The organism is Altererythrobacter sp. BO-6, from assembly GCF_011047315.1.
Classification (GTDB): domain Bacteria; phylum Pseudomonadota; class Alphaproteobacteria; order Sphingomonadales; family Sphingomonadaceae; genus Erythrobacter.
On sequence record NZ_CP049259.1, the window covers coordinates 2,013,541 to 2,032,278 of the forward strand.

Annotated in this window: 20 protein-coding genes; 11 read left to right on the forward strand and 9 right to left on the reverse strand. The window is 63.2% G+C overall.

The window, feature by feature from the left end; translation table 11 throughout:
- The first annotated feature begins 10 nt into the window (after positions 1-10).
- Genes G6N82_RS09910 through kynU form a run of 3 tightly spaced genes read left to right on the forward strand, consistent with a single transcriptional unit; the run spans position 11 to position 2,662 of the window.
- A complete protein-coding gene (locus tag G6N82_RS09910; protein WP_165196054.1) occupies positions 11-805 on the forward strand; it encodes a tryptophan 2,3-dioxygenase family protein in 795 nt (264 codons plus the stop codon).
- Positions 802-1,443: an arylformamidase gene (gene kynB, locus G6N82_RS09915; RefSeq protein WP_165196056.1), complete on the forward strand. Its 642-nt coding sequence runs from the start codon at positions 802-804 to the stop codon at positions 1,441-1,443. Before G6N82_RS09910 ends, kynB begins: the two co-directional genes overlap by 4 nt.
- Positions 1,433-2,662 (forward strand): kynureninase, encoded by a 1,230-nt coding sequence (gene kynU, locus G6N82_RS09920; protein WP_165196058.1) that lies wholly within the window; start codon positions 1,433-1,435, stop codon positions 2,660-2,662. Before kynB ends, kynU begins: the two co-directional genes overlap by 11 nt.
- A gap of 2 nt (positions 2,663-2,664) precedes the next feature.
- Here the strand turns inward: kynU and G6N82_RS09925 are convergent, their stop codons facing one another.
- Entirely contained in the window at positions 2,665-3,255 is a 591-nt protein-coding gene (locus tag G6N82_RS09925) for an HNH endonuclease (RefSeq protein WP_241255259.1), read from the reverse strand.
- Between the two features lie 146 nt (positions 3,256-3,401).
- Here G6N82_RS09925 and gluQRS point away from each other — a divergent pair, with 146 nt between their 5' ends.
- The 4 genes from gluQRS (at position 3,402) to G6N82_RS09945 (ending at position 5,999) form a co-directional block, all read left to right on the forward strand.
- Positions 3,402-4,232 carry a tRNA glutamyl-Q(34) synthetase GluQRS gene (gene gluQRS / locus G6N82_RS09930; RefSeq protein ID WP_165196062.1) on the forward strand — a complete coding sequence of 277 codons (831 nt, stop codon included), beginning with the start codon at positions 3,402-3,404 and terminating at the stop codon, positions 4,230-4,232.
- A 9-nt stretch (positions 4,233-4,241) separates the two neighbouring features.
- The gene (locus tag G6N82_RS09935) at positions 4,242-4,472 is read left to right on the forward strand and encodes an HIG1 domain-containing protein (RefSeq protein ID WP_165196064.1); all 231 of its coding nucleotides are present in this window, start codon (positions 4,242-4,244) and stop codon (positions 4,470-4,472) included.
- A gap of 20 nt (positions 4,473-4,492) precedes the next feature.
- The gene (locus tag G6N82_RS09940) at positions 4,493-5,068 is read left to right on the forward strand and encodes a cob(I)yrinic acid a,c-diamide adenosyltransferase (protein ID WP_165196066.1); all 576 of its coding nucleotides are present in this window, start codon (positions 4,493-4,495) and stop codon (positions 5,066-5,068) included.
- Between the two features lie 61 nt (positions 5,069-5,129).
- On the forward strand, positions 5,130-5,999 hold the full coding sequence (locus tag G6N82_RS09945) for a 3-hydroxyacyl-CoA dehydrogenase NAD-binding domain-containing protein (RefSeq protein ID WP_165196068.1): 870 nt from the start codon (positions 5,130-5,132) through the stop codon (positions 5,997-5,999).
- Here G6N82_RS09945 and G6N82_RS09950 read toward each other — a convergent pair.
- The 3 genes from G6N82_RS09950 to mutS are packed head-to-tail and all read right to left on the reverse strand — an operon-like array spanning position 5,996 to position 9,394.
- Positions 5,996-6,391, reverse strand: coding sequence for a DUF202 domain-containing protein (locus G6N82_RS09950; RefSeq protein ID WP_241255065.1), 396 nt, complete (start codon positions 6,389-6,391; stop codon positions 5,996-5,998). The genes G6N82_RS09945 and G6N82_RS09950 overlap by 4 nt on opposite strands.
- Entirely contained in the window at positions 6,366-6,743 is a 378-nt protein-coding gene (locus G6N82_RS09955) for a hypothetical protein (protein ID WP_165196070.1), read from the reverse strand. Before G6N82_RS09955 ends, G6N82_RS09950 begins: the two co-directional genes overlap by 26 nt.
- A gap of 26 nt (positions 6,744-6,769) precedes the next feature.
- Positions 6,770-9,394, reverse strand: coding sequence for a DNA mismatch repair protein MutS (mutS, locus tag G6N82_RS09960; protein ID WP_165196072.1), 2,625 nt, complete (start codon positions 9,392-9,394; stop codon positions 6,770-6,772).
- Positions 9,395-9,504: 110 nt separating this feature from the next.
- On the opposite strand from mutS, the gene G6N82_RS09965 reads away from it, so the two are divergent.
- Together G6N82_RS09965 and G6N82_RS09970 are read left to right on the forward strand one after the other, a co-directional pair.
- On the forward strand, positions 9,505-11,766 hold the full coding sequence (locus tag G6N82_RS09965) for an NADP-dependent malic enzyme (RefSeq protein ID WP_165196074.1): 2,262 nt from the start codon (positions 9,505-9,507) through the stop codon (positions 11,764-11,766).
- 4 nt (positions 11,767-11,770) lie between these two features.
- Positions 11,771-12,298: an ACT domain-containing protein gene (locus tag G6N82_RS09970; protein ID WP_206520161.1), complete on the forward strand. Its 528-nt coding sequence runs from the start codon at positions 11,771-11,773 to the stop codon at positions 12,296-12,298.
- Positions 12,299-12,300: 2 nt separating this feature from the next.
- Here the strand turns inward: G6N82_RS09970 and G6N82_RS09975 are convergent, their stop codons facing one another.
- From G6N82_RS09975 to lptB, 4 genes are all read right to left on the reverse strand, one after another.
- On the reverse strand, positions 12,301-13,005 hold the full coding sequence (locus G6N82_RS09975) for a tRNA (guanine(46)-N(7))-methyltransferase TrmB (RefSeq protein WP_165196076.1): 705 nt from the start codon (positions 13,003-13,005) through the stop codon (positions 12,301-12,303).
- A 75-nt stretch (positions 13,006-13,080) separates the two neighbouring features.
- Positions 13,081-13,776, reverse strand: coding sequence for a response regulator transcription factor (locus tag G6N82_RS09980; RefSeq protein WP_165196078.1), 696 nt, complete (start codon positions 13,774-13,776; stop codon positions 13,081-13,083).
- Between the two features lie 196 nt (positions 13,777-13,972).
- Complete coding sequence (gene rpoN / locus G6N82_RS09985; RefSeq protein ID WP_165196080.1) at positions 13,973-15,457, reverse strand: RNA polymerase factor sigma-54; 1,485 nt, start codon at positions 15,455-15,457, stop codon at positions 13,973-13,975.
- 5 nt (positions 15,458-15,462) lie between these two features.
- Complete coding sequence (gene lptB / locus G6N82_RS09990) at positions 15,463-16,257, reverse strand: LPS export ABC transporter ATP-binding protein (RefSeq protein ID WP_165196082.1); 795 nt, start codon at positions 16,255-16,257, stop codon at positions 15,463-15,465.
- A gap of 162 nt (positions 16,258-16,419) precedes the next feature.
- On the opposite strand from lptB, the gene G6N82_RS09995 reads away from it, so the two are divergent.
- Positions 16,420-16,797 carry a hypothetical protein gene (locus G6N82_RS09995; protein ID WP_165196084.1) on the forward strand — a complete coding sequence of 126 codons (378 nt, stop codon included), beginning with the start codon at positions 16,420-16,422 and terminating at the stop codon, positions 16,795-16,797.
- Between the two features lie 3 nt (positions 16,798-16,800).
- Here the strand turns inward: G6N82_RS09995 and ppa are convergent, their stop codons facing one another.
- Positions 16,801-17,328: an inorganic diphosphatase gene (gene ppa / locus G6N82_RS10000; protein ID WP_165196086.1), complete on the reverse strand. Its 528-nt coding sequence runs from the start codon at positions 17,326-17,328 to the stop codon at positions 16,801-16,803.
- Between the two features lie 122 nt (positions 17,329-17,450).
- On the opposite strand from ppa, the gene hisS reads away from it, so the two are divergent.
- Positions 17,451-18,719, forward strand: a complete 1,269-nt coding sequence (gene hisS, locus G6N82_RS10005) for a histidine--tRNA ligase (RefSeq protein ID WP_165196088.1) — start codon at positions 17,451-17,453, stop codon at positions 18,717-18,719.
- The last annotated feature ends 19 nt before the right edge of the window (positions 18,720-18,738 follow it).

Consider the following 18,738-nt stretch of genomic DNA (forward strand, 5'->3'; position numbering starts at 1 on the left):
GGCTGGGCGCATGGCGAAAAGCGATGTCACCTACAGCAGCTATCTCGATCTTGGGCGGATCCTGGAGGCGCAGCATCCGGCCTCGGATGCGCATGACGAGCTGCTGTTCATCGTCGTCCACCAGGCGAGCGAGCTATGGCTCAAGCTGTGCCTGCATGAACTGGCTGCTGCGCGCGATTGTATCGAGCGCGACAACCTGCGCCCCGCTTTCAAGATGCTGTCGCGCGTTGCCCGCGCGCAGGAACAGCTGATCCAGAGCTGGGACGTGCTTAGCACCATGACTCCGCACGATTATTCGCAGATCCGCCCGCACCTGGGCAGTTCGAGCGGGTTCCAGTCGGCGCAATACCGAATGATGGAATTCATGCTGGGCGGTCGGAATGCGGAGCATATCGACCGTCATGCGGAAAACGGAGATTGGGCCTCGCGGCTGCGCAATGAGACCGCCCGGCTAAGCCTTTACGACGCGGCCATCCATCTGCTTGCCCGGCGCGGTTTCGCCATCGACCGGAGCGTGACCGGGCGCGACGTGGCTGCCCCGTATGAGCACAACGCCAGCGTGGAGGCTGCATGGGCGGCGATCTATCGCGATCCTCAGGCGCATTGGGACCTTTATGAGCTGGCTGAAAAGCTGGTCGATCTGGAGTATCATTTCCAGCGCTGGCGCTTCGGCCATTTGAAGACGGTAGAACGCATCATCGGCTTCAAACGCGGCACTGGCGGCACGCCCGGCGTGCCCTATCTCGCCGGCGTGCTGAAGCAGGCATTCTTTCCTGAGCTGCTGAGCGTGCGGACCGCGATATGAGCAACACTCGGCGCATCTGGGATATCTCGCAGCCGCTGCGGCCCCGTATGCCGGTATGGCCAGGCGACACTCCGTTCCAGCAGGTGCGCACATGGCAGATGGAAGCGGGCTCACCGGTCAATGTCTCTGAGCTCACCCTGTCGACGCATACCGGTGCACATGCCGATGCGCCGCTGCATTATGATGCGGCCGCGCCCGATATCGCTTCGGTAGATCTGCATGCGTACCTCGGCGAATGCGTGGTGGTCGACGCGCGCGGCTGCGGGGCGCTGATCGAGCCCGCTCACCTGCCCGATCTGGATGGCGCCTCGCGCGTGTTGTTTCGCACGTATGCGCTGTTTCCGCACGATAAATGGGACGAAAACCACACGGCGATTTCGCCCGCAACTATCGCTGCGCTTTCCCAAGCCCGCGTGGTGCTGGTTGGCATGGATGGCCCCTCGCTCGATCCGCAAGACTCCAAGACCATGGACGCACACAAGGCGGTGCTCGCCGCAGATATGCGCGTGCTCGAAGGGCTGGTGCTCGATCATGTGCCGGCGGGGCGATACGAGCTGATCGCGCTGCCGCTGCCGATTGTCGGCGGCGACGCCTCGCCGGTGCGGGCGATCCTGCGGGAGTTGCCCGATGCTCGATAAAGCCCGCGAACTCGACGCCGGCGATCCGCTTGGCCACTATCGCGAGCGTTTCGCCCTGCCCGAAGGCGTGATCTACCTGGACGGTAACTCCTTGGGCGCGCTGCCGAAAGCCACCCCGGCACGGATGGAACAGGTGATCCGCAGCGAATGGGGTGAGGGGCTGATCCGCAGCTGGAATACGGCGGACTGGATCGGCGCCGCGCGGCGCGTTGGCGGCAAGATCGCCCCGCTGATCGGCGCGCAGCCGCATGAAGTCGTAGCGGCTGACAGCACCAGCGTAAATCTGTTCAAGCTGATCGCTGCTGCACTCGACATGCGGCGCGAGGGGCATGGGGGGCGCAAGGTAATCCTCAGCGAACCGGGCAATTTCCCGACCGATCTCTACATGATTCAAGGGCTTGAGCGGCAGGGGCTGGCCAAGCGTAGGCTGGTAGACCGATGTAACCTGGAAGAAGCCCTGGATAGCGAAGTTGCACTGCTCCTGCTCACCCATGTGCACTACAAGAGCGGCGCGATGCATGACATGGCGGCGCTGACCAAAGCCGCCCATGATGCGGGCGCTTTGGTCCTGTGGGACCTGTCGCACAGTTGCGGCGCGCTGCCGGTCGACCTCAACGCCGCCAAAGCAGACTTCGCGGTCGGCTGCGGCTACAAATACCTCAACGGCGGGCCCGGTTCGCCGGCTTATGCTTTTGTGGCTGAGCGGCACCACGCGGCGCTGCACCAGCCGCTGACCGGCTGGTTCGGCCATGCCGCGCCGTTTGCGTTCTCGGACGATTACGTGGCCGCACCGGGCATCGACCGGCTGCTGTGCGGCACCTCGCCGATCCTCGGTCTCGCCGCGTTGGAGGTCGGAGTCGAACTGCTAGCGGAAATCGGGATCGAGCCGCTCCATGCCAAGTCGCGCGCGCTGTCCGAGTTCTTCCTTGTGTGCCTGGGCGAATGGGGGCTCGATCTTGAGCTGGTCAGCCCGCTCGACAGCGCGCAGCGCGGCAGCCAACTGAGCTTCCGCCATGAAAACGCCTATGCGATCTGCCAGGCGCTGATCGCGCGCGGGGTGATCGGGGACTTCCGCGATCCCGATATCCTGCGGCTGGGCTTCGCGCCCGCTTACCTGAGGTTCGAGGACATGGCCGAGGCCGCCCGGCACCTGTCCGAAGTGCTGCATATGGGCGAATGGAACCGGCCCGAATTCAGCCAGCGCGCGGCGGTGACCTGAAGTTACTCCTCCAGTTCGATATCCCAGTAGAGATAGTCGAGCCAGGTTTCGTGGAGATGGTTGGGCGGGAACAGCCGCCCGCGCTGCTGCAATTGCCAGCTGGTCGGGCGGATCGGCCGCTCGCGCAAATGCATATGCGCCTGCCCCGGCGTGCGCCCACCCTTCTTCGCATTGCACGGCGCGCAGGCGGTGACGATGTTTTCCCAGGCCGTCTTGCCGCCCAGCCTGCGCGGGATCACATGGTCGAAGGTCAGGTGGTCATGCGCCCCGCAATATTGGCACTGGAAGCTGTCGCGCAGGAACAGGTTGAAGCGGGTGAAGGCCGGGAATTCGCTTTGCCGGACATATTGCCGCAGCGCGATCACGCTGGGGATCTTCATGTCGAGCGATGGCGAGTGGACTTCGCGTTCGTAACTCGCCACGATGTCCACCCGGTCAAGGAACACCGCCTTGATTGCGGTCTGCCATGGCCACAGGCTCAGCGGGTAATACGACAGCGGGGTATAGTCGGCGTTGAGCACCAGCGCGGGGCAGGCCGACAGATTGCGTGTCGGGTCATCGCCCGCCTGGCGAAAATTCGCCGTCTTCTCGATCAGTTCGGCTTTGAACACGGCTCGCGTTCCTCCCTGATTGATGCGAGAGAATCATTTGCGGAGGAAAGCGTCAACCCCGTGACAAAATCTCTTTCCACAAGCATGATTTGACGCATGCGGCAGGAATTGGGGGAATTGAGTCAAGCATGATCGTTACGCGATTCGCCCCCAGCCCCAATGGCATGCTGCATCTGGGCCACGCGTTCTCAGCGATCGTCGCGCATGATCTGGCGCGGCAAGGCGGGGGGCGCTTCCTGCTGCGGATCGAGGATATCGACGGCGCCCGCAGCCGGCCCGAGCTGGCCGATGCGTTCCGCCGCGACCTGGAGTGGCTCGGTCTCGAATGGGACGAAGTGCCCGCGCAATCGACCCGGCTGGCGAGCTACGAAGCCGCGGCACAGCGCCTGCTGGAGATGGGCTTGCTCTATCGCTGTAGCTGCACTCGCAAGGAAATTGCAGCGCTGGCGCCGCGCACCGGGCCGGAAGGGCTGATCTATCCGGGCACCTGCAAAGGCCGCAACCTCGATCCGGCCAAGCCCGCCGCGCTGCGGCTCGATGTCGAAAAGGCGCTCGCGCAGGTCGGTGAGATTGTGTGGGAGGATGCGACCTACGGTGCAGTGATCGCCGATCCGCGCCCGTTCGGCGATGTGGTGCTGGGGCGCAAGGATGAGCCGGCGAGCTATCACCTTGCGGCGACGCTCGACGATGCCGCAGATGGCGTGACGCTGGTCACCCGCGGTGCCGACCTGTTCATGGCCACACATATTCACCGGGTGCTGCAGGCGCTGCTCGGCCTGCCTGTACCGCGCTGGCACCATCATGGGCTGCTGCTCGACGAGAACGGCGAAAAGCTTGCCAAACGCAAAGGCAGCCCGTCGCTGGCCGATCGCCGCGCCGCGGGAGAGGACGGTCTGTTGCTTGCCGAGCAACTGCGGTTGCACCGATTTCCTGCTGGTATCTCGCTGGCGAAGCCCTAAATTAAGCGCATGACAGCTTTTCTTATCCTCGTGCTCGTAGTCCTGATGGGGCTGGTGGTGTTTTCGCTGGTACGCGGCATTGTCGCGTTCCTCAAAACGACCAAGATCGACCTTGAATCCGGTGAAGGCGAGACCGTTACCGAAATGCAGCTGATGCAGAACAAGGCGATGTTCGCCCGCATCAAGTATCAGGCGCTGGCGGTCGCGGTGGTCGCGATCATCCTTGCGATCAGCCAGTAACAACGCGGCCCTGACTTTCGGTGGTCAAGCTCAACAAGATCTACACCCGCACGGGTGACGATGGCACCACGGGCCTGGTCGATGGTTCGCGGGTGACCAAGGCCTCGCTGCGCATCGAAGCGATCGGCAAAGTCGATGAAGCCAACAGCGCGATCGGGCTGGCCGCGGCCGCGCTGGACGAAGGCGCTCATGCCGCTTCGCTCTTCCGCATCCAGAACGATTTGTTCGATCTGGGCGCTGACCTGGCGACGCCGGCGACCGATGGCGATTTCGCACCGTCGGAGATGGTTCTGCGGGTCCTGCCAAGCCAGGTGGAATGGCTTGAGCAGTCGATCGACACATTGAACGAGCAGTTGGAGCCACTCACCAGCTTCATCCTTCCCGGCGGAAGCGAAGCGGCGGCGCGCACGCACGTCGCCCGCGCGGGCACGCGTGCGGCCGAACGCGCGGTCACCGCATTGGCCGCGGCCGAGCCGGTCAATCCGGCGGCATTGGCCTATATCAATCGGCTGTCGGATTACCTGTTCGTGCTGGCCCGTGTGCTCAACCATGGCGGCCGCGCCGACGTAAAGTGGATTCCCGGCGCAAATCGCTAGGCAAGCAAGGTCTCAGCCGCTAACGCACCGCCTTTGCTGCAGTTGCGAAGGGATCGACACTATGCGGGCAGTCGCGGTTATTGGGGCGGGGCAGATGGGTACGGGCATCGCCCAGACAGTGGCCCAGCATGGCATGCAGGTACTGCTCGCCGATGTCGACCGTGCGCGGGCCGAAGCTGGCAAGGCCAATATCGACAAGGCGCTGGGTAAGCTGGTCGGTCGCGGCAAGATGGAGATTGCCGAAGCCGAAGCGCTGCTGGGCCGGATCAGCCCGGTTTCCGACTATACGCCGATGACCGACGCCGAACTGATCATCGAGGCGGCAACCGAACGCGAGGAGATCAAGAAAGCGATCTTCGAAGCCGCTGGCAAGCAATTAGCGAGCGGCGCGATCATGGCGAGCAACACCAGCTCGATCCCGATCACCCGCATGGGCAATTATGCGCCCGATCCGGCGCGCTTTATCGGGCTGCACTTCTTCAATCCGGTGCCGGTGATGGGCCTGATCGAAGTGATTCCCGGCCTGGCCACCGCACAGGAAACGACTGACCGCATTACCGCTTTCGCCAGGAGCCTCGGCAAAGAGGTGGTCCTGAGCCAGGACGAGCCGGGCTTCGTGGTCAACCGCATCCTGCTGCCGATGATCAACGAAGCGATCTTCGTGCTGGGGCAGTCGACCGCCAATATCGAGGATATCGACAAGGGTTGCCGCCTTGGCCTCAACCACCCGATGGGGCCACTGGAGCTGGCCGATTTTGTTGGGCTCGACACCTGTTTCGAGATCATCAAGGTGCTTTATGCCACCACCGGTGACAGCAAGTATCGCCCGGCGCCGCTGCTGGTGAAATATGTCGAGGCCGGTTGGCTGGGCCGCAAGACCGGACGTGGCTTTTATGACTACAGCGGGGATGCGCCGGTTCCGACGCGCTAGTTAAACGCTGACCCGTTGTGCAGTATCCATAGCGCAATCGCCAGTGTTACGGCACCTGCGCTAACCCCCCAACCCATCCAGCTCAGGCTCGGAATTTCGGGGGCGTCTGCGCGGTGCGAGCTCAGCCGTGAGAGAGTCTTGCGGGCGCGCCGTTCCGCCGTGAATGCGACCACGCCGCCAAGCAGGATAAACGCGGTGGCAATTACGCGTGCCAGCCAAGGCGGATCGAATTCGCCGAACACTGCGCGGAACGCCAGGCCGATACCGATCGCAGCAAAGGCCGTTCGCATCCAGCCGGCAAAAGTCCGCTCGGTCGCCATGACCGTGCGATCCTCCGCCATATCGGTGCGTTCTGCGGCGAGCTCGTTAGAATCCAACTTCTGGCCTGTCACCGGGTTCAATCCTCACAACCTGTGTCTCGCTAGCGCCGAGATCGGTCTCGGGCTCGTAAGGTTCTACGCCTTCAGGTGTGGGATCGAAACCCTCGGCCGAATCGATCAGGTCTTCGTCGGACGCGAAGACAGTCGGCGGGGCGTCATCACGATATGGATCGGCGCGATCTTGCGATGGAGTATTGCCCATATATCGCGCATCGGGCGCCTGTCCGCCAGGATCGATCGCAGAGGCCGCCTTGATCAGCGCGCCTTCATCATTTTCGGTGCCCACGAGCATCGCTACGCTGAACATCGTCATGCCGACGAACAGCAGTGCTTTCTTGGGACTCTCGAACAACCCCTTGGCCATGAGGATGGAGTATAATCGCCTGGCCGTTAACTTTCCGTAGCCTTGGCGTCAGCCGCCAATTCATAGAGCAGATCGAGTGCGTCCCGCGGCGACAGGGCGTCGAGGTCGATCGCGCGCAATCTTTCGGCCAGTGAATCGCGTTCGGGCTCCGGTTCTGCAACCATGGCCGCAAACAAGGGCAGATCGCCCAGGCCAGCAGCGAGGCCGCCGGATTCGGCCCGGTTCTTCTCCAGCCGGTCGAGCACCTGCTTCGCGCGGGCGACGACTGTGTCCGGTACGCCGGCCAGCTTTGCCACGGCCAGGCCATAACTGCGGTCCGCCGGGCCGGCTGCCAGCTCGTGCAGCAGCACCAGGTCACCCTTGTATTCGCGCGCACGGACATGATGGAGCGACAACGCTTCGCAGCTGTCCGCCAGCCGCGCGAGCTCGTGGTAATGCGTGGCAAACAGGCAGCGACAGCGGATCGAGGAGTGCACCGCCTCGACCACCGCCCAGGCCAGCGCCAGCCCGTCATAGGTCGATGTGCCGCGCCCGACTTCATCGAGGATCACGAAGCTGCGTTCGCTCGCCTGGCTCAGGATCGCGGCGGTCTCGACCATTTCGACCATGAAGGTAGACCGTCCGCGCGCGAGATTGTCCGATGCGCCGACGCGGCTGAACAAGCGGTCGACCAGGCCGATCCGCGCGCTTTCGGCGGGTACGAAGCCGCCTGCCTGCGCCAGCAGCACGATCAGCGCATTCTGGCGTAGGAAGGTGGACTTGCCGCCCATGTTGGGGCCGCCGATCAGCCACAGCCGGTCATCCGGCTTCAGCAGGCAATTGTTGGCAACGAAGCGCTCTCCGCTGCGCGCGAGCGCGGCTTCGACCACTGGATGGCGCCCGCCGGTGATCTCCAAGGCGCGGCTCGCCTCGATTTCGGGGCGGCACCAGCCGCCTTCGGCCGCGCGCTCTGCTTGCCCCGCGCTGACATCGATCCGCGCGAGCGCGGCTGCGGTGGCGGCGATGCGCGGCGCGGCGGCGCGGATCTCGCTGACCAGTTCCTCGAAATGCGCTTCCTCGGCGGCCAAGGCATGTCCGCCAGCCTCGGCGATACGGCTCGCTTCCTCATGCAGCGCGACCGAATTGAAGCGGACGGCCCCGGCCATGGTTTGCCGGTGGGCGAAGCCGCTATCCGGCGCCATCAGCGCGTCGGCATGCTTTGCTGGCACTTCGATGAAATAGCCGAGCACGCCATTGTGCCTGATCTTGAGCGCGGCGATGCCGGTGTCGCTTCGATAGCGCGCTTCCATCGCGGCGATTGCGCGGCGGGCATTGCCCGAAATCGCGCGCAATTCGTCGAGCGCCGCATCATAGCCTTCAGCAATGTAGCCGCCGTTCGAACGCTCGGTCGGAGGCGAAGTGACCAGCGCACGGTCGAGCAAATCGGTCAGCGCGCCATGCCCGCCCAATTGCGGGAGCAGTTCCGTAAGATAGCCGGGCGCGTCGGGCAAATTCCCCAGAAATCCGGCAATGCGGCGCGCGTCGTTGAGCCCGTCGCGGATCTGGCCGAGGTCGCGCGGACTGCCTCGCCCGGCGACGATCCGCCCCAAGGCCCGGCCAAGGTCAGGCAGGTTGCGCATCGCATCGCGCAGCTCGGCGCGGCTGAGCGGGTCGGTCAGGAACCACTGCACAAGCGCCAGGCGCCGCTCGATAGCTGCCATGTCGAGCAGCGGCGCCGAAAGGTCTTCGGCCAGCAGGCGGGCGCCGGCACCGGTAACGCAGCGGTCGATCGCCGCGATCAGGCTGCCTTCGCGCGAACCCGTCTGGCTGGCGAGGATTTCCAGGCTGCCGCGGGTCGCCTCGTCCATCGCCATCGCTTGGCCCGCCTCGCGTGCGCGGGGCGGCAAGAGGAGCGGCAAGGTGCCGCGCCCGACATGGTCGAGATAAGCAATCAGCCCGCCCGCAGCCGCCAGCATCGCGCGCGAGAAGCTGCCGAACCCGTCGAGCGTGGCGACGCCGTGGATCCGGCGCAGCACAGCTTCGCCACCGTCGCTGGCAAATTCGGACGCGGCCCGTGCGACCGCGCCATCGGGTCCGTGGATCCATCCCTCGGGCACCACGCATTCGCTGAGCGGCAGGCGGGCGAGCGCCGCATCTATGCCATCGAGCGGGCATTCCTCCAGCACCATCTCGCCGGTGGATATGTCGCAGCTGGCGATCCCGACCGTGCCGCGCACTTCGGCCAGCGCCACCAGCAAATTGGCGCGGCGCGGCTCGAGCAGGGCTTCCTCGGTGAGTGTCCCGGCAGTGACGAAACGGACGATGTCGCGCTTGACCAGCGCCTTGGATGATGGCGTGCCTTCGCGTTTGGCGCGGGCCTTGGCTTCATCGGGCGTTTCGACCTGTTCGGCGATCGCTACCCGGCACCCGGCCTTGATCAGCCGGGCGAGATAACCTTCCGCCGAATGCACCGGCACCCCGCACATCGGCACCGGTTCGCCGCCATGTTCGCCGCGGCTGGTGAGCGCGATGTCGAGGATCGCCGCCGCCTGTTTCGCATCGTCGAAGAACAATTCGAAGAAATCGCCCATCCGGTAGAACAGCAGGCTGCCTTCGGCTTCGCGCTTCAGCGCGAGATATTGCTGCATCATCGGAGTCGGCTGGGCGGACATTCGCCAAGCCGTAGCGGTGCGGCTGGCGATTCGGAACGGGGCAAGCCAAGCTTTCCCCTATCGCTCCGTGTCAGGCTCGTTTAGGGGAAGCGGCAGACAGGAGGTTAGCCTTGGCCGACAAGAGCAAAGTGACTTTTACGACCCGCGAAGCGCTGTTTTACCACGAGACGATCCGTCCGGGTAAGATCGAGATCATCGCGTCCAAGCCGATGGCAACGCAGCGCGACCTCAGCCTCGCCTATTCGCCCGGCGTGGCCGCCCCGGTCGAAGCTATCGCCGAAGACCCCAAACTCGCCGCGAAATATACTGCGCGATCGAACCTGGTAGCGGTGATTTCCAATGGCACCGCTATCCTTGGCCTGGGCAATCTGGGCGCGCTGGCATCGAAGCCGGTGATGGAAGGCAAGGCGGTGCTGTTCAAGCGCTTCGCCGATGTCGATCTGATCGATATCGAGCTTGATACCGAAGATCCCGAAGCCTTTATCAATGCGGTTGCACTGATGGAGCCGAGCTTTGGCGGCATCAACCTTGAAGACATCAAGGCGCCCGAGTGCTTCATAATCGAACAGGCGCTGCGCGACCGGATGAAGATCCCGGTGATGCATGACGACCAGCATGGCACCGCAATCATCGCCGCCGCCGGACTGATCAATGCCTGCCTTTTGACCGGGCGCAAGCTCAAGGATTGCCGCATGGTGGTGAACGGTGCGGGGGCCTCGGCGCTGGCCTGTACCGCGCTGATCAAGGCGATGGGCATTCCTCATGAAAACGTGATCGTGTGCGACCGTTCCGGGCCGATCTATCCGGGCCGCGACGATGTCGACCAATGGAAAAGCGCACATGCCGTGCCAACCGAGGCACGCAGCCTGGAAGAAGCGCTGGTCGGTGCAGACATCTTCCTGGGCCTTTCCGCCGCCGGCGCGCTCAAGCCCGAATGGGTGGCGAAGATGGCGGACAAGCCGATCATCTTCGCCATGGCCAACCCCGTGCCCGAAATCATGCCGGATGAAGCCAAGGCGGTGAAGCCCGATGCGATCATCGCCACCGGCCGCTCGGACTTTCCCAACCAGGTCAACAATGTGCTGGGCTTCCCCTTCATCTTCCGCGGCGCGCTGGATGTGCAGGCGACCACGATCAATGAAGAGATGAAGATCGCCGCCGCACGGGCGATTGCCGAACTGGCACGCGAGCGCGTGCCGGACGAAGTCGCGGCGGCTTATGGCGTCTCGCACCAGTTTGGCGAGGAGTACATCATCCCCGCGCCGTTCGATCCGCGCCTGATGGAGGTAGTGTCCTCTGCCGTTGCCAAGGCGGCGATGGATTCAGGGGTTGCGCTGGCCCCGATCGAGGATCTTGACGCCTATCGCCATTCGCTGAAGGCGCGGCTCAACCCGACCACTTCGGTGCTGACGCAGGTCTATGAGATGGCGAAGGCCAATCCCAAACGGGTGGTCTTCGCCGAAGCGGAAGAAGACGTGGTGCTGCGTGCTGCGATCCAGTTCCGCGATTTCGGCTATGGCACGCCGATCCTGGTCGGGCGCACGGAAAAGGTGCGCGAGAAGTTGGTTGAACTGGCGGTCGAAGATCCCGACAGCTTCGAAATCCAGAACTCGAAGACCTCCGAACACGTGCCGGCAATGAATGCCTATCTCTATGATCGCTTGCAGCGCAAAGGGTATACCGAGCGCGACGTCGGGCGGATGGTCAACCAGGAGCGCAATGTATTCGCGGCGCTGCTGGTGGCGCTGGGCCACGGCGATGCAATGATCAGCGGTTTGACCCGCCCCTTTGCGCAGACCGCGCGCGAAGTGAACCTGGTGCTCGATCCGAAGGAAGGCGAAATCCCCTTCGGCATCCATTTGATGATCGGCAAGAACTACACGGTATTCCTGGCGGACACGACCATCAATGAGCGCCCGGATGCAGCGCAGCTGGCGCATATTGCCAAGGGCACCGCAGCGGTCGCGCGGCGGCTGGGGCACGAACCGCGCGTTGCCTTCCTCAGCTATTCGACCTTCGGCAATCCGTCAGGCAAGTGGCTCGACAGCATTCGCGGTGCGGTGTCGATCCTCGATGAGGAGGACCCGGGCTTCGAATACGAAGGCGAGATGGCGCCCGATGCCGCTCTCAATCCCAAGGTGATGGAACTCTATCCGTTCAGCCGCCTGTCGGCGCCGGCCAATGTGCTGATCATGCCGGGGCTGCAATCGGCCAACCTGTCGGCCAAATTGCTGCGCGAACTGGCTGGCGCCTCCACCATCGGTCCGATGCTGGTGGGCATGCAAAAGCCGGTGCAGATCGCGCCGATGACGGCGATCGCGCCCGATGTGCTAACGCTGGCCGTGCTCGCGGCGGCAGGCGTGGCGGGGTAAGGCCATGAGCGAAATCACGCGTATAGTCCTATCGGTCACCGGCAGCGACCGCCCGGGGCTGACTTCGGCCCTGTCCGAAGCCGTGCTGGCCGCCGGCGGGAACTGGAAAGAGGGGCACCTTAGCCGCTTGGGCGGGCTCTATGTCGGCTCGGTGCTGGTCGAGCTGGAGCCGGCCAACGTTGCCAAGCTGGTGAACCAGGTCCAGGCGATCGATGCCGCCGGCCTCAACGTGGTGATCAACCCGGCTGGCACTGCGCCTGAAGGCGATCGCCCGCAACTGCTGTTCGAACTGGTGGGACAGGACCGGCCCGGAATCATCAAGCAGGTATCTTCGATCCTGGCCGGGTTGGGTGCGAATATCGAAAGCCTGTCGAGCGGCGAAGTCTCTGGCGCATGGAGCGGTGAACACCTGTTCCGGGCAGAAGTGAAAGTGACTTTGCCCGATGGTGTTGCACCCGAGGACGCTCAGGCCGCGCTAGAGGAAATCTCCGGCGAAATCATGGTCGATTTCACTTTTGCGGCGGGTGACTAGCGTCAGCCCTTTCTTCGATAGCGGAAGTACCACACTTCGTGGCCATAGACCGTGCGGGCCTTGTGTTCATAGCGGGTTTCGGGCCAGCCTGACGGCCGGCTCTCCCAGCTTGAACGGTCCTTGACCTGCCATTCGAACGCGTCGGTGTGGCGCTGCATCACCATCAGCGCGTGGCGCAGATAGACCGGGTGGTCTGTGCCGAAGCGGAATTCACCGCCGGGCTTGAGCTTGTCGGCAAACATCCTCACCGGACCATCGTTCATCATCCGCCGCTTGGCATGTTTGGCTTTGGGCCAGGGATCGGGGTGCAGCAGGTACAGCATGGTCAGCGCCCCGTCGGGGATGCGGCTCAGCACTTCCAGCGCGTCGCCCATATGCAGGCGCACATTGGCGAGCCGCTGGTCCTCGATATGGGTCAACGCCTGAGCCACGCCGTTGACGAAAGGCTCGGCCCCGATGAAGCCGTGATCGGGCAGCAGGTCGGCGCGATAGGCGAGGTGCTCGCCCCCGCCGAAGCCGATTTCGAAATGCAAAGGCCTTTCGTCTCCGAAAAGCAGCTGCGAGGTCACGGGGCCCTCGGTCGGCACCGAAATCTGCGGCAAAAGGTTGTCCACCAGGCCCTGCTGGTGCGCGCGCAGCGGCCGGCCCTGGCTGCGGCCATAGAGCCGGTTGAGCGTGGTCGGATCGCCTTCCTTGAATGCAGACATGGCTGGCCGCCTAAAGAAAAATCGCCCCGTAGCAAAGGCTACAGGGCGATTTCTCGCTGAACTCTATGTGGCTGCTCAAGCCGCTTCGGCAGCGTCCTCGGCATCGCGTAGCACATAGCCGCGGCCCCACACGGTCTCGATGTAATTGTCCCCCCCGCAGGCATGGCTCAATTTCTTGCGTAGCTTGCAGATGAACACGTCGATGATCTTGAGTTCCGGCTCGTCCATCCCGCCGTAAAGGTGGTTGAGGAACATTTCCTTGGTCAGCGTGGTACCCTTGCGCAAGCTGAGCAGCTCGAGCATCGCATATTCCTTGCCGGTCAGGTGGACGCGCGCGCCATCGACTTCGACGGTCTTGGCATCGAGGTTCACCGCCAGCTTGCCGGTGCGGATGATCGACTGGCTGTGGCCCTTCGAACGGCGCACCACGGCGTGGATGCGGGCGACCAGCTCTTCACGGTGGAACGGCTTGGTCACGTAATCGTCGGCGCCGAAGCCGAAGCTGCGGATCTTGCTGTCCATCTCGGAAATGCCCGAGAGGATCAGGACCGGCGTCTGCACCTTGGCGACGCGCAGCTTCTTCAGCACGTCATAGCCGTGCATGTCCGGCAGGTTCAGGTCGAGCAGGATGATATCGTAATCATACAGCTTGCCCAGATCGAGGCCTTCTTCGCCAAGATCGGTCGAATAGACGTTAAAACCTTCAGTCGTGAGCATCAGCTCGATCGCCTTGGCGGTTGTCGGCTCATCCTCAATCAAAAGCACGCGCATGGGTGGTTCCCCCTTTGCCCCAGAGCTTGGCTCGAAACCCCCCGTTAGGAAGGGTTGCCATGAATTAACCACACGAGGTCTCAACGAAAAAGGTTAATTTACGGTAAAGCGGGTCTGGGATCGACTTCGGGTTAACACTGAGTCTTTGAGGCAACAGCTGCGCATCCTAATGCCGCGCGTAGCAAAGTCGTTGAAATTAGAGTGCGTTAAGTTTCTTTTGACGGCGCCGCTGCACGCTCGAGCCGATCCCGATCGCCTCGCGGTATTTCGCGACGGTGCGGCGCGCCAGGTCGAACCCTTCCGCTTTCAGCAGGTCTACCAGCGTATCGTCCGACAGGATTTTTTTGGGATCTTCGGCATCGATCAGCGCCTTGATCCGGGCCTTTACCGCTTCGGAAGACGCGCCTTCGCCATCGCCAGAAACTCCAATCCGGCCTACCCCGCTGGTGAAAAAATACTTCAGCTCGAACGTGCCGCGATCGCAATGCAGGAACTTGTTGCTGGTCACCCGGCTGACCGTGCTTTCATGCATTTCGATCGCTTCGGCAACTTCGCGCAAGGTGAGCGGGCGCAATTCCGCCACGCCGCGCCGGAAGAAGCCATCCTGCTGCTTCACGATCTCGGCGGCAGTCTTGAGGATGGTCTTCTGCCGCTGGTCGAGTGCCTTGATCAGCCAGTTGGCATCCGCCAGCTTTTCCTTGAGCCAGCGCCGGGTGGCCTGGTCAGTCCCGCCCTGGCGCAATTCAACCAGGTAGCCGCGATTGACGATCAGGCGCGGCAGGGTGTCCTCGTTCAACCTGATGTCCCACCCGCCATTGCCGGACGCGCTGATCAGGATGTCGGGGACGACGGCCTGCGCGCTGGTGCCGCCAAAGGCGAGGCCGGGCTTCGGGTCATAGCTGCGCAATTCGCTCAGCATGTCGGCGAAATCTTCATCGTCAACGCCGCACATCCGCCGCAGCCGGGCGATCTCTCCGCGTGCGAGCAGGTCGAGATTGTCGATCAGCCGCGCCATGCAGGGATCATAGCGGTCCGCTTCGCGCGCCTGGATTGCCAGGCATTCGGCCAGCGAACGCGCGCCCACGCCGCTGGGGTCGAGTTTCTGCACCAGCGAGAGAGCCTGTTCCGCCTCGCCAATCCCGACATCCAGGTCGCGGGCAATCTCGCGCAAGTCGAAATGCAGGTAGCCGGCTTCGTCGAGCAGGCCGATGATGTGGCGGGCGATGAATTCTTCGCTAGGATCGCGGCTGAGCGCGCCAACCTGTTCCTGCAGATGGTCGGCCAGGCTGAGATCGGCGCTGCTGCGCTCTTCAAAGCCGGGGGCATCTGGATCGAGCGCAGCCAGCGAATGGGTTGCGCCCCAGTCGCCGCCGCCGCTATCGTAGTCGCGATCAAGCGCTGTGGGGTCGAGGTCGAGCGGGGCCTCGCTTTCGCCGGCGCCTTGCGCGATCAGCATATCGGCAGACATTTCATCGCGCGGCATGTCGTCGATGTCGGCGGCGCTTTCCGCATCGCGCGACACCTCGCCCGCTTCAAGCAGCGGATTGGATTCGAGCGCTTCGCCGATGAAGGCCTCAATCTCGAGATTCGACAGCGCCAGCAGCTTGATCGCCTGCTGCAGCTGTGGCGTCATCACCAGCGATTGCGATTGCCTAAGGTCTAGGCGGGGACTCAGCGCCATTGGGTCTACAGCGTGAAGCCCTCTCCAAGATAGAGGCGGCGGACATTCTCGTCTGCGACCAGGTCTTGCGGCGATCCGGCGAACAGCACTTGCCCGCCATAGATGATGCAGGCGCGATCGACGATATCGAGCGTTTCGCGCACGTTATGGTCAGTGATCAGCACGCCGATCCCGCGTTCCTTGAGGTCTTTCACCAGGTCGCGGATGTCGCTGATCGAGAGCGGGTCGATCCCGGCAAAGGGCTCGTCAAGCAGCATGATCGAGGGCTTGGCCGCCAGCGCGCGGGCGATCTCGCAACGCCGCCGCTCGCCGCCCGACAGCGCCATCGCCGGGCTTTCGCGCAGGCGGGTAAGGCCGAAATCGTCGAGCAGGCGTTCCAGTTCGCTGGCGCGGGTTTCTGCATCGGGTTCGACCATCTCGAGCACGCAATTGATGTTCTGTTCCACGGTCATCCCGCGGAAGATGCTCGTTTCCTGTGGCAGGTAACCGAGGCCCAGGATCGCGCGGCGATACATCGGCAAATTGGTGACGTCTTCGCCGTCCATCAGGATGCGGCCCGAATCCGGCCGAACCAGGCCCATGATCGAATAGAAGCAGGTCGTCTTGCCCGCCCCGTTGGGGCCGAGCAGGCCCAGCACCTCGCCCTTGGCCACGCTGAGCGAGATATCGGTCAGCACCGCGCGCTTGTCATAGCTTTTCGCGATCGAGATGACTTCGAGCCCGCCATTGGGAAGTGGCACCGTCGCGCTCATGGCGGACTCGCTGCCGCTCGCTGCCGAAAGGGTCTCCAACTCGTTCATGGCCCCTGCTTTAGCATCCCCAATCCCGCAGAAAACCCCGTAATCGCCGAATTGGCAGGATTTATGCATGGGTTTCTGCTGGCGATGGTTAGCAGACTTGCGCTGCGGACCAGTCTCTGTGATACTCCGGAATCGGAGAGGGGTACTGAGGGGACAGGACCGATGAACGACGTGTATTCACACGAGGGGCGCGCAACAGGTCGCGAGACTTATGCCCGTGACTGGCGCAAGGCGATGAGCGACCATGTCGCCTATGCCTTGCTGGTCTATACCGGCCTGCAGATCTTTGTGACGGTCCATGCGATCAAGGGCGGATCGCACAGCATACTGCCTTACCTGGCGCTGGTTGTGCTGGTCGCCGGAATCATTCCCGCCTGCCGCTGGTTCGAAAAACGCTGGTCCGGGCTTTCCGACGAGCAGGCCGCCGACGAATCCTACCTCGATGCCTTCAAGCGCGACCGTTTGATGCTGTGGGGGCTCGCTATCGGACTTCCGTTCGTGCTGACCGGCTTGTTCAAGGGCATCGCCGCCGTACTTTAGGGCTTAGCCCTTCGCCCGCTCGATCGCCTCGACCACGATCCGGCGTGCTTCCTCGGCATCGCCCCAGCTGCCTACGCGCACCCACTTCTCGGCTTCGAGATCCTTGTAGTGGGTGAAGAAGTGCTCAATCTGCTGGAAGATGATTGACGGCAGGTCCTTGGTTTCGCCGACATCCGAATAATACGGGAAAGTCGTGTCGACCGGCACGCAGATCAGCTTTTCATCGCCGCCGTGCTCGTCTTCCAGGTTGAGGACACCGATCGGGCGGGCGCGCACCACGCAGCCGGGAATGAACGGGCTGCGCGCGATCACCAGCGCATCAAGCGGGTCGCCATCGGGCGACAGCGTGTGCGGGATGAAACCGTAATTGGCCGGATAGCGCATCGGCGTGTGCAGGATCCGGTCAACGAACAGCGCGCCCGATTCCTTGTCGAACTCGTACTTCACCGGCTCGCCGCCGGTCGGCACTTCGATGATGACGTTGAGGTCTTCGGGCGGGTTCTTGCCGGTGGGGATCTTGTCGATACGCATGATAATCTCGTTCTTGCGGTGCCGGCCCTCTCCCCTTCGCGCGGCACTGATTGATTAGAGCGCGCGCTCTAGCGCTGCTGCCTTATTGCGGCAAGTCGTTCTCTCGCCTAATCGCGCTCTCCATGAGCAAGAACACCCCGCAAGCTATCAGAGGCACCCAGGACATCTTCGGCGCCGATGCCGAAGCGTTCGCCTTCGTGGTCGAAACCTTCGAGCGCGTGCGGCGCCTCTATCGCTTCCGCCGGGTCGAAATGCCGGTGTTCGAGAAGACCGAGGTGTTCAGCCGCGCGATCGGCGAGACAACCGATGTGGTGTCGAAGGAAATGTATTCGTTCGAGGATCGCGGCGGGGATTCGCTCACGTTGCGCCCGGAATTCACCGCGGGGATCGCGCGCGCCTACCTCACCAACGGCTGGCAGCAGCACGCGCCGCTGAAGGTCGCGACCCATGGCCCGCTATTCCGCTACGAGCGCCCGCAGAAGGGCCGTTACCGCCAGTTCCACCAGATCGATGCCGAGATCATCGGCGCGGCCGAACCGCAGGCAGATGTCGAACTGCTGGCGATGGCCGACCAGATTATTCGCGAACTCGGCATCGAAGGGGTCACACTGCACCTCAACACGCTGGGCGACGGCGAGAGCCGCGAGGCCTGGCGCGCGGCGCTGGTTGAGCATTTCCGCGCCGTGAAGGGCGAATTGAGCGAGGATTCGCAGGAGCGGCTGGAGAAAAACCCGCTGCGCATCCTCGATTCGAAGGACCCGCGCGATCGCAAGTTCGTCGCCGACGCACCGAAGATCGACGCCTTCCTGTCGGACGAGGCACGGGCGTTTTTTGAAGCGGTCACTAGCGGGCTGGATGCAGCAGGCGTGAAGTGGGTGCGCGCGGAAAGCCTGGTGCGCGGGCTCGACTATTACCGCCACACGGCGTTCGAGTTCATTCCCGATGAGGGATCGGAAGCGGCCTCGAAGCTGGGTTCGCAGAGCACGATCCTCGGCGGCGGGCGCTATGACGGGCTGATGGAAAGCCTTGGCGGCGCGCCGACCCCTGCGGTTGGCTGGGCCGCCGGGATTGAGCGGCTGGCGATGCTGGTGGTGGACTCGGTGCCCCCTGAGCGACTGGAGATCGCAATCGCTGCTGAGAATGTCGAACGCGAGACAGATGCGGCGGAAATGGTTTCACGCTTTCGCCAAGCTGGTTTTGTCGCTGAAGCTTTCATTACCGGAAGTCCCCGGAAGCGATATGATAAAGCGAGAAAATCCGAACCGGCGATTTTGATTTCGTTCGACGTTAGGGATGGTCAAGAAACGCAGTCTTGGCTTTCGACTGACCCGACAATTGTTCGGGAAGAGGAGGCTCTGCAGCTACTGGAAGATCGCTGGAAGCTCTCTTGATCCACCCCAATTGTCATTC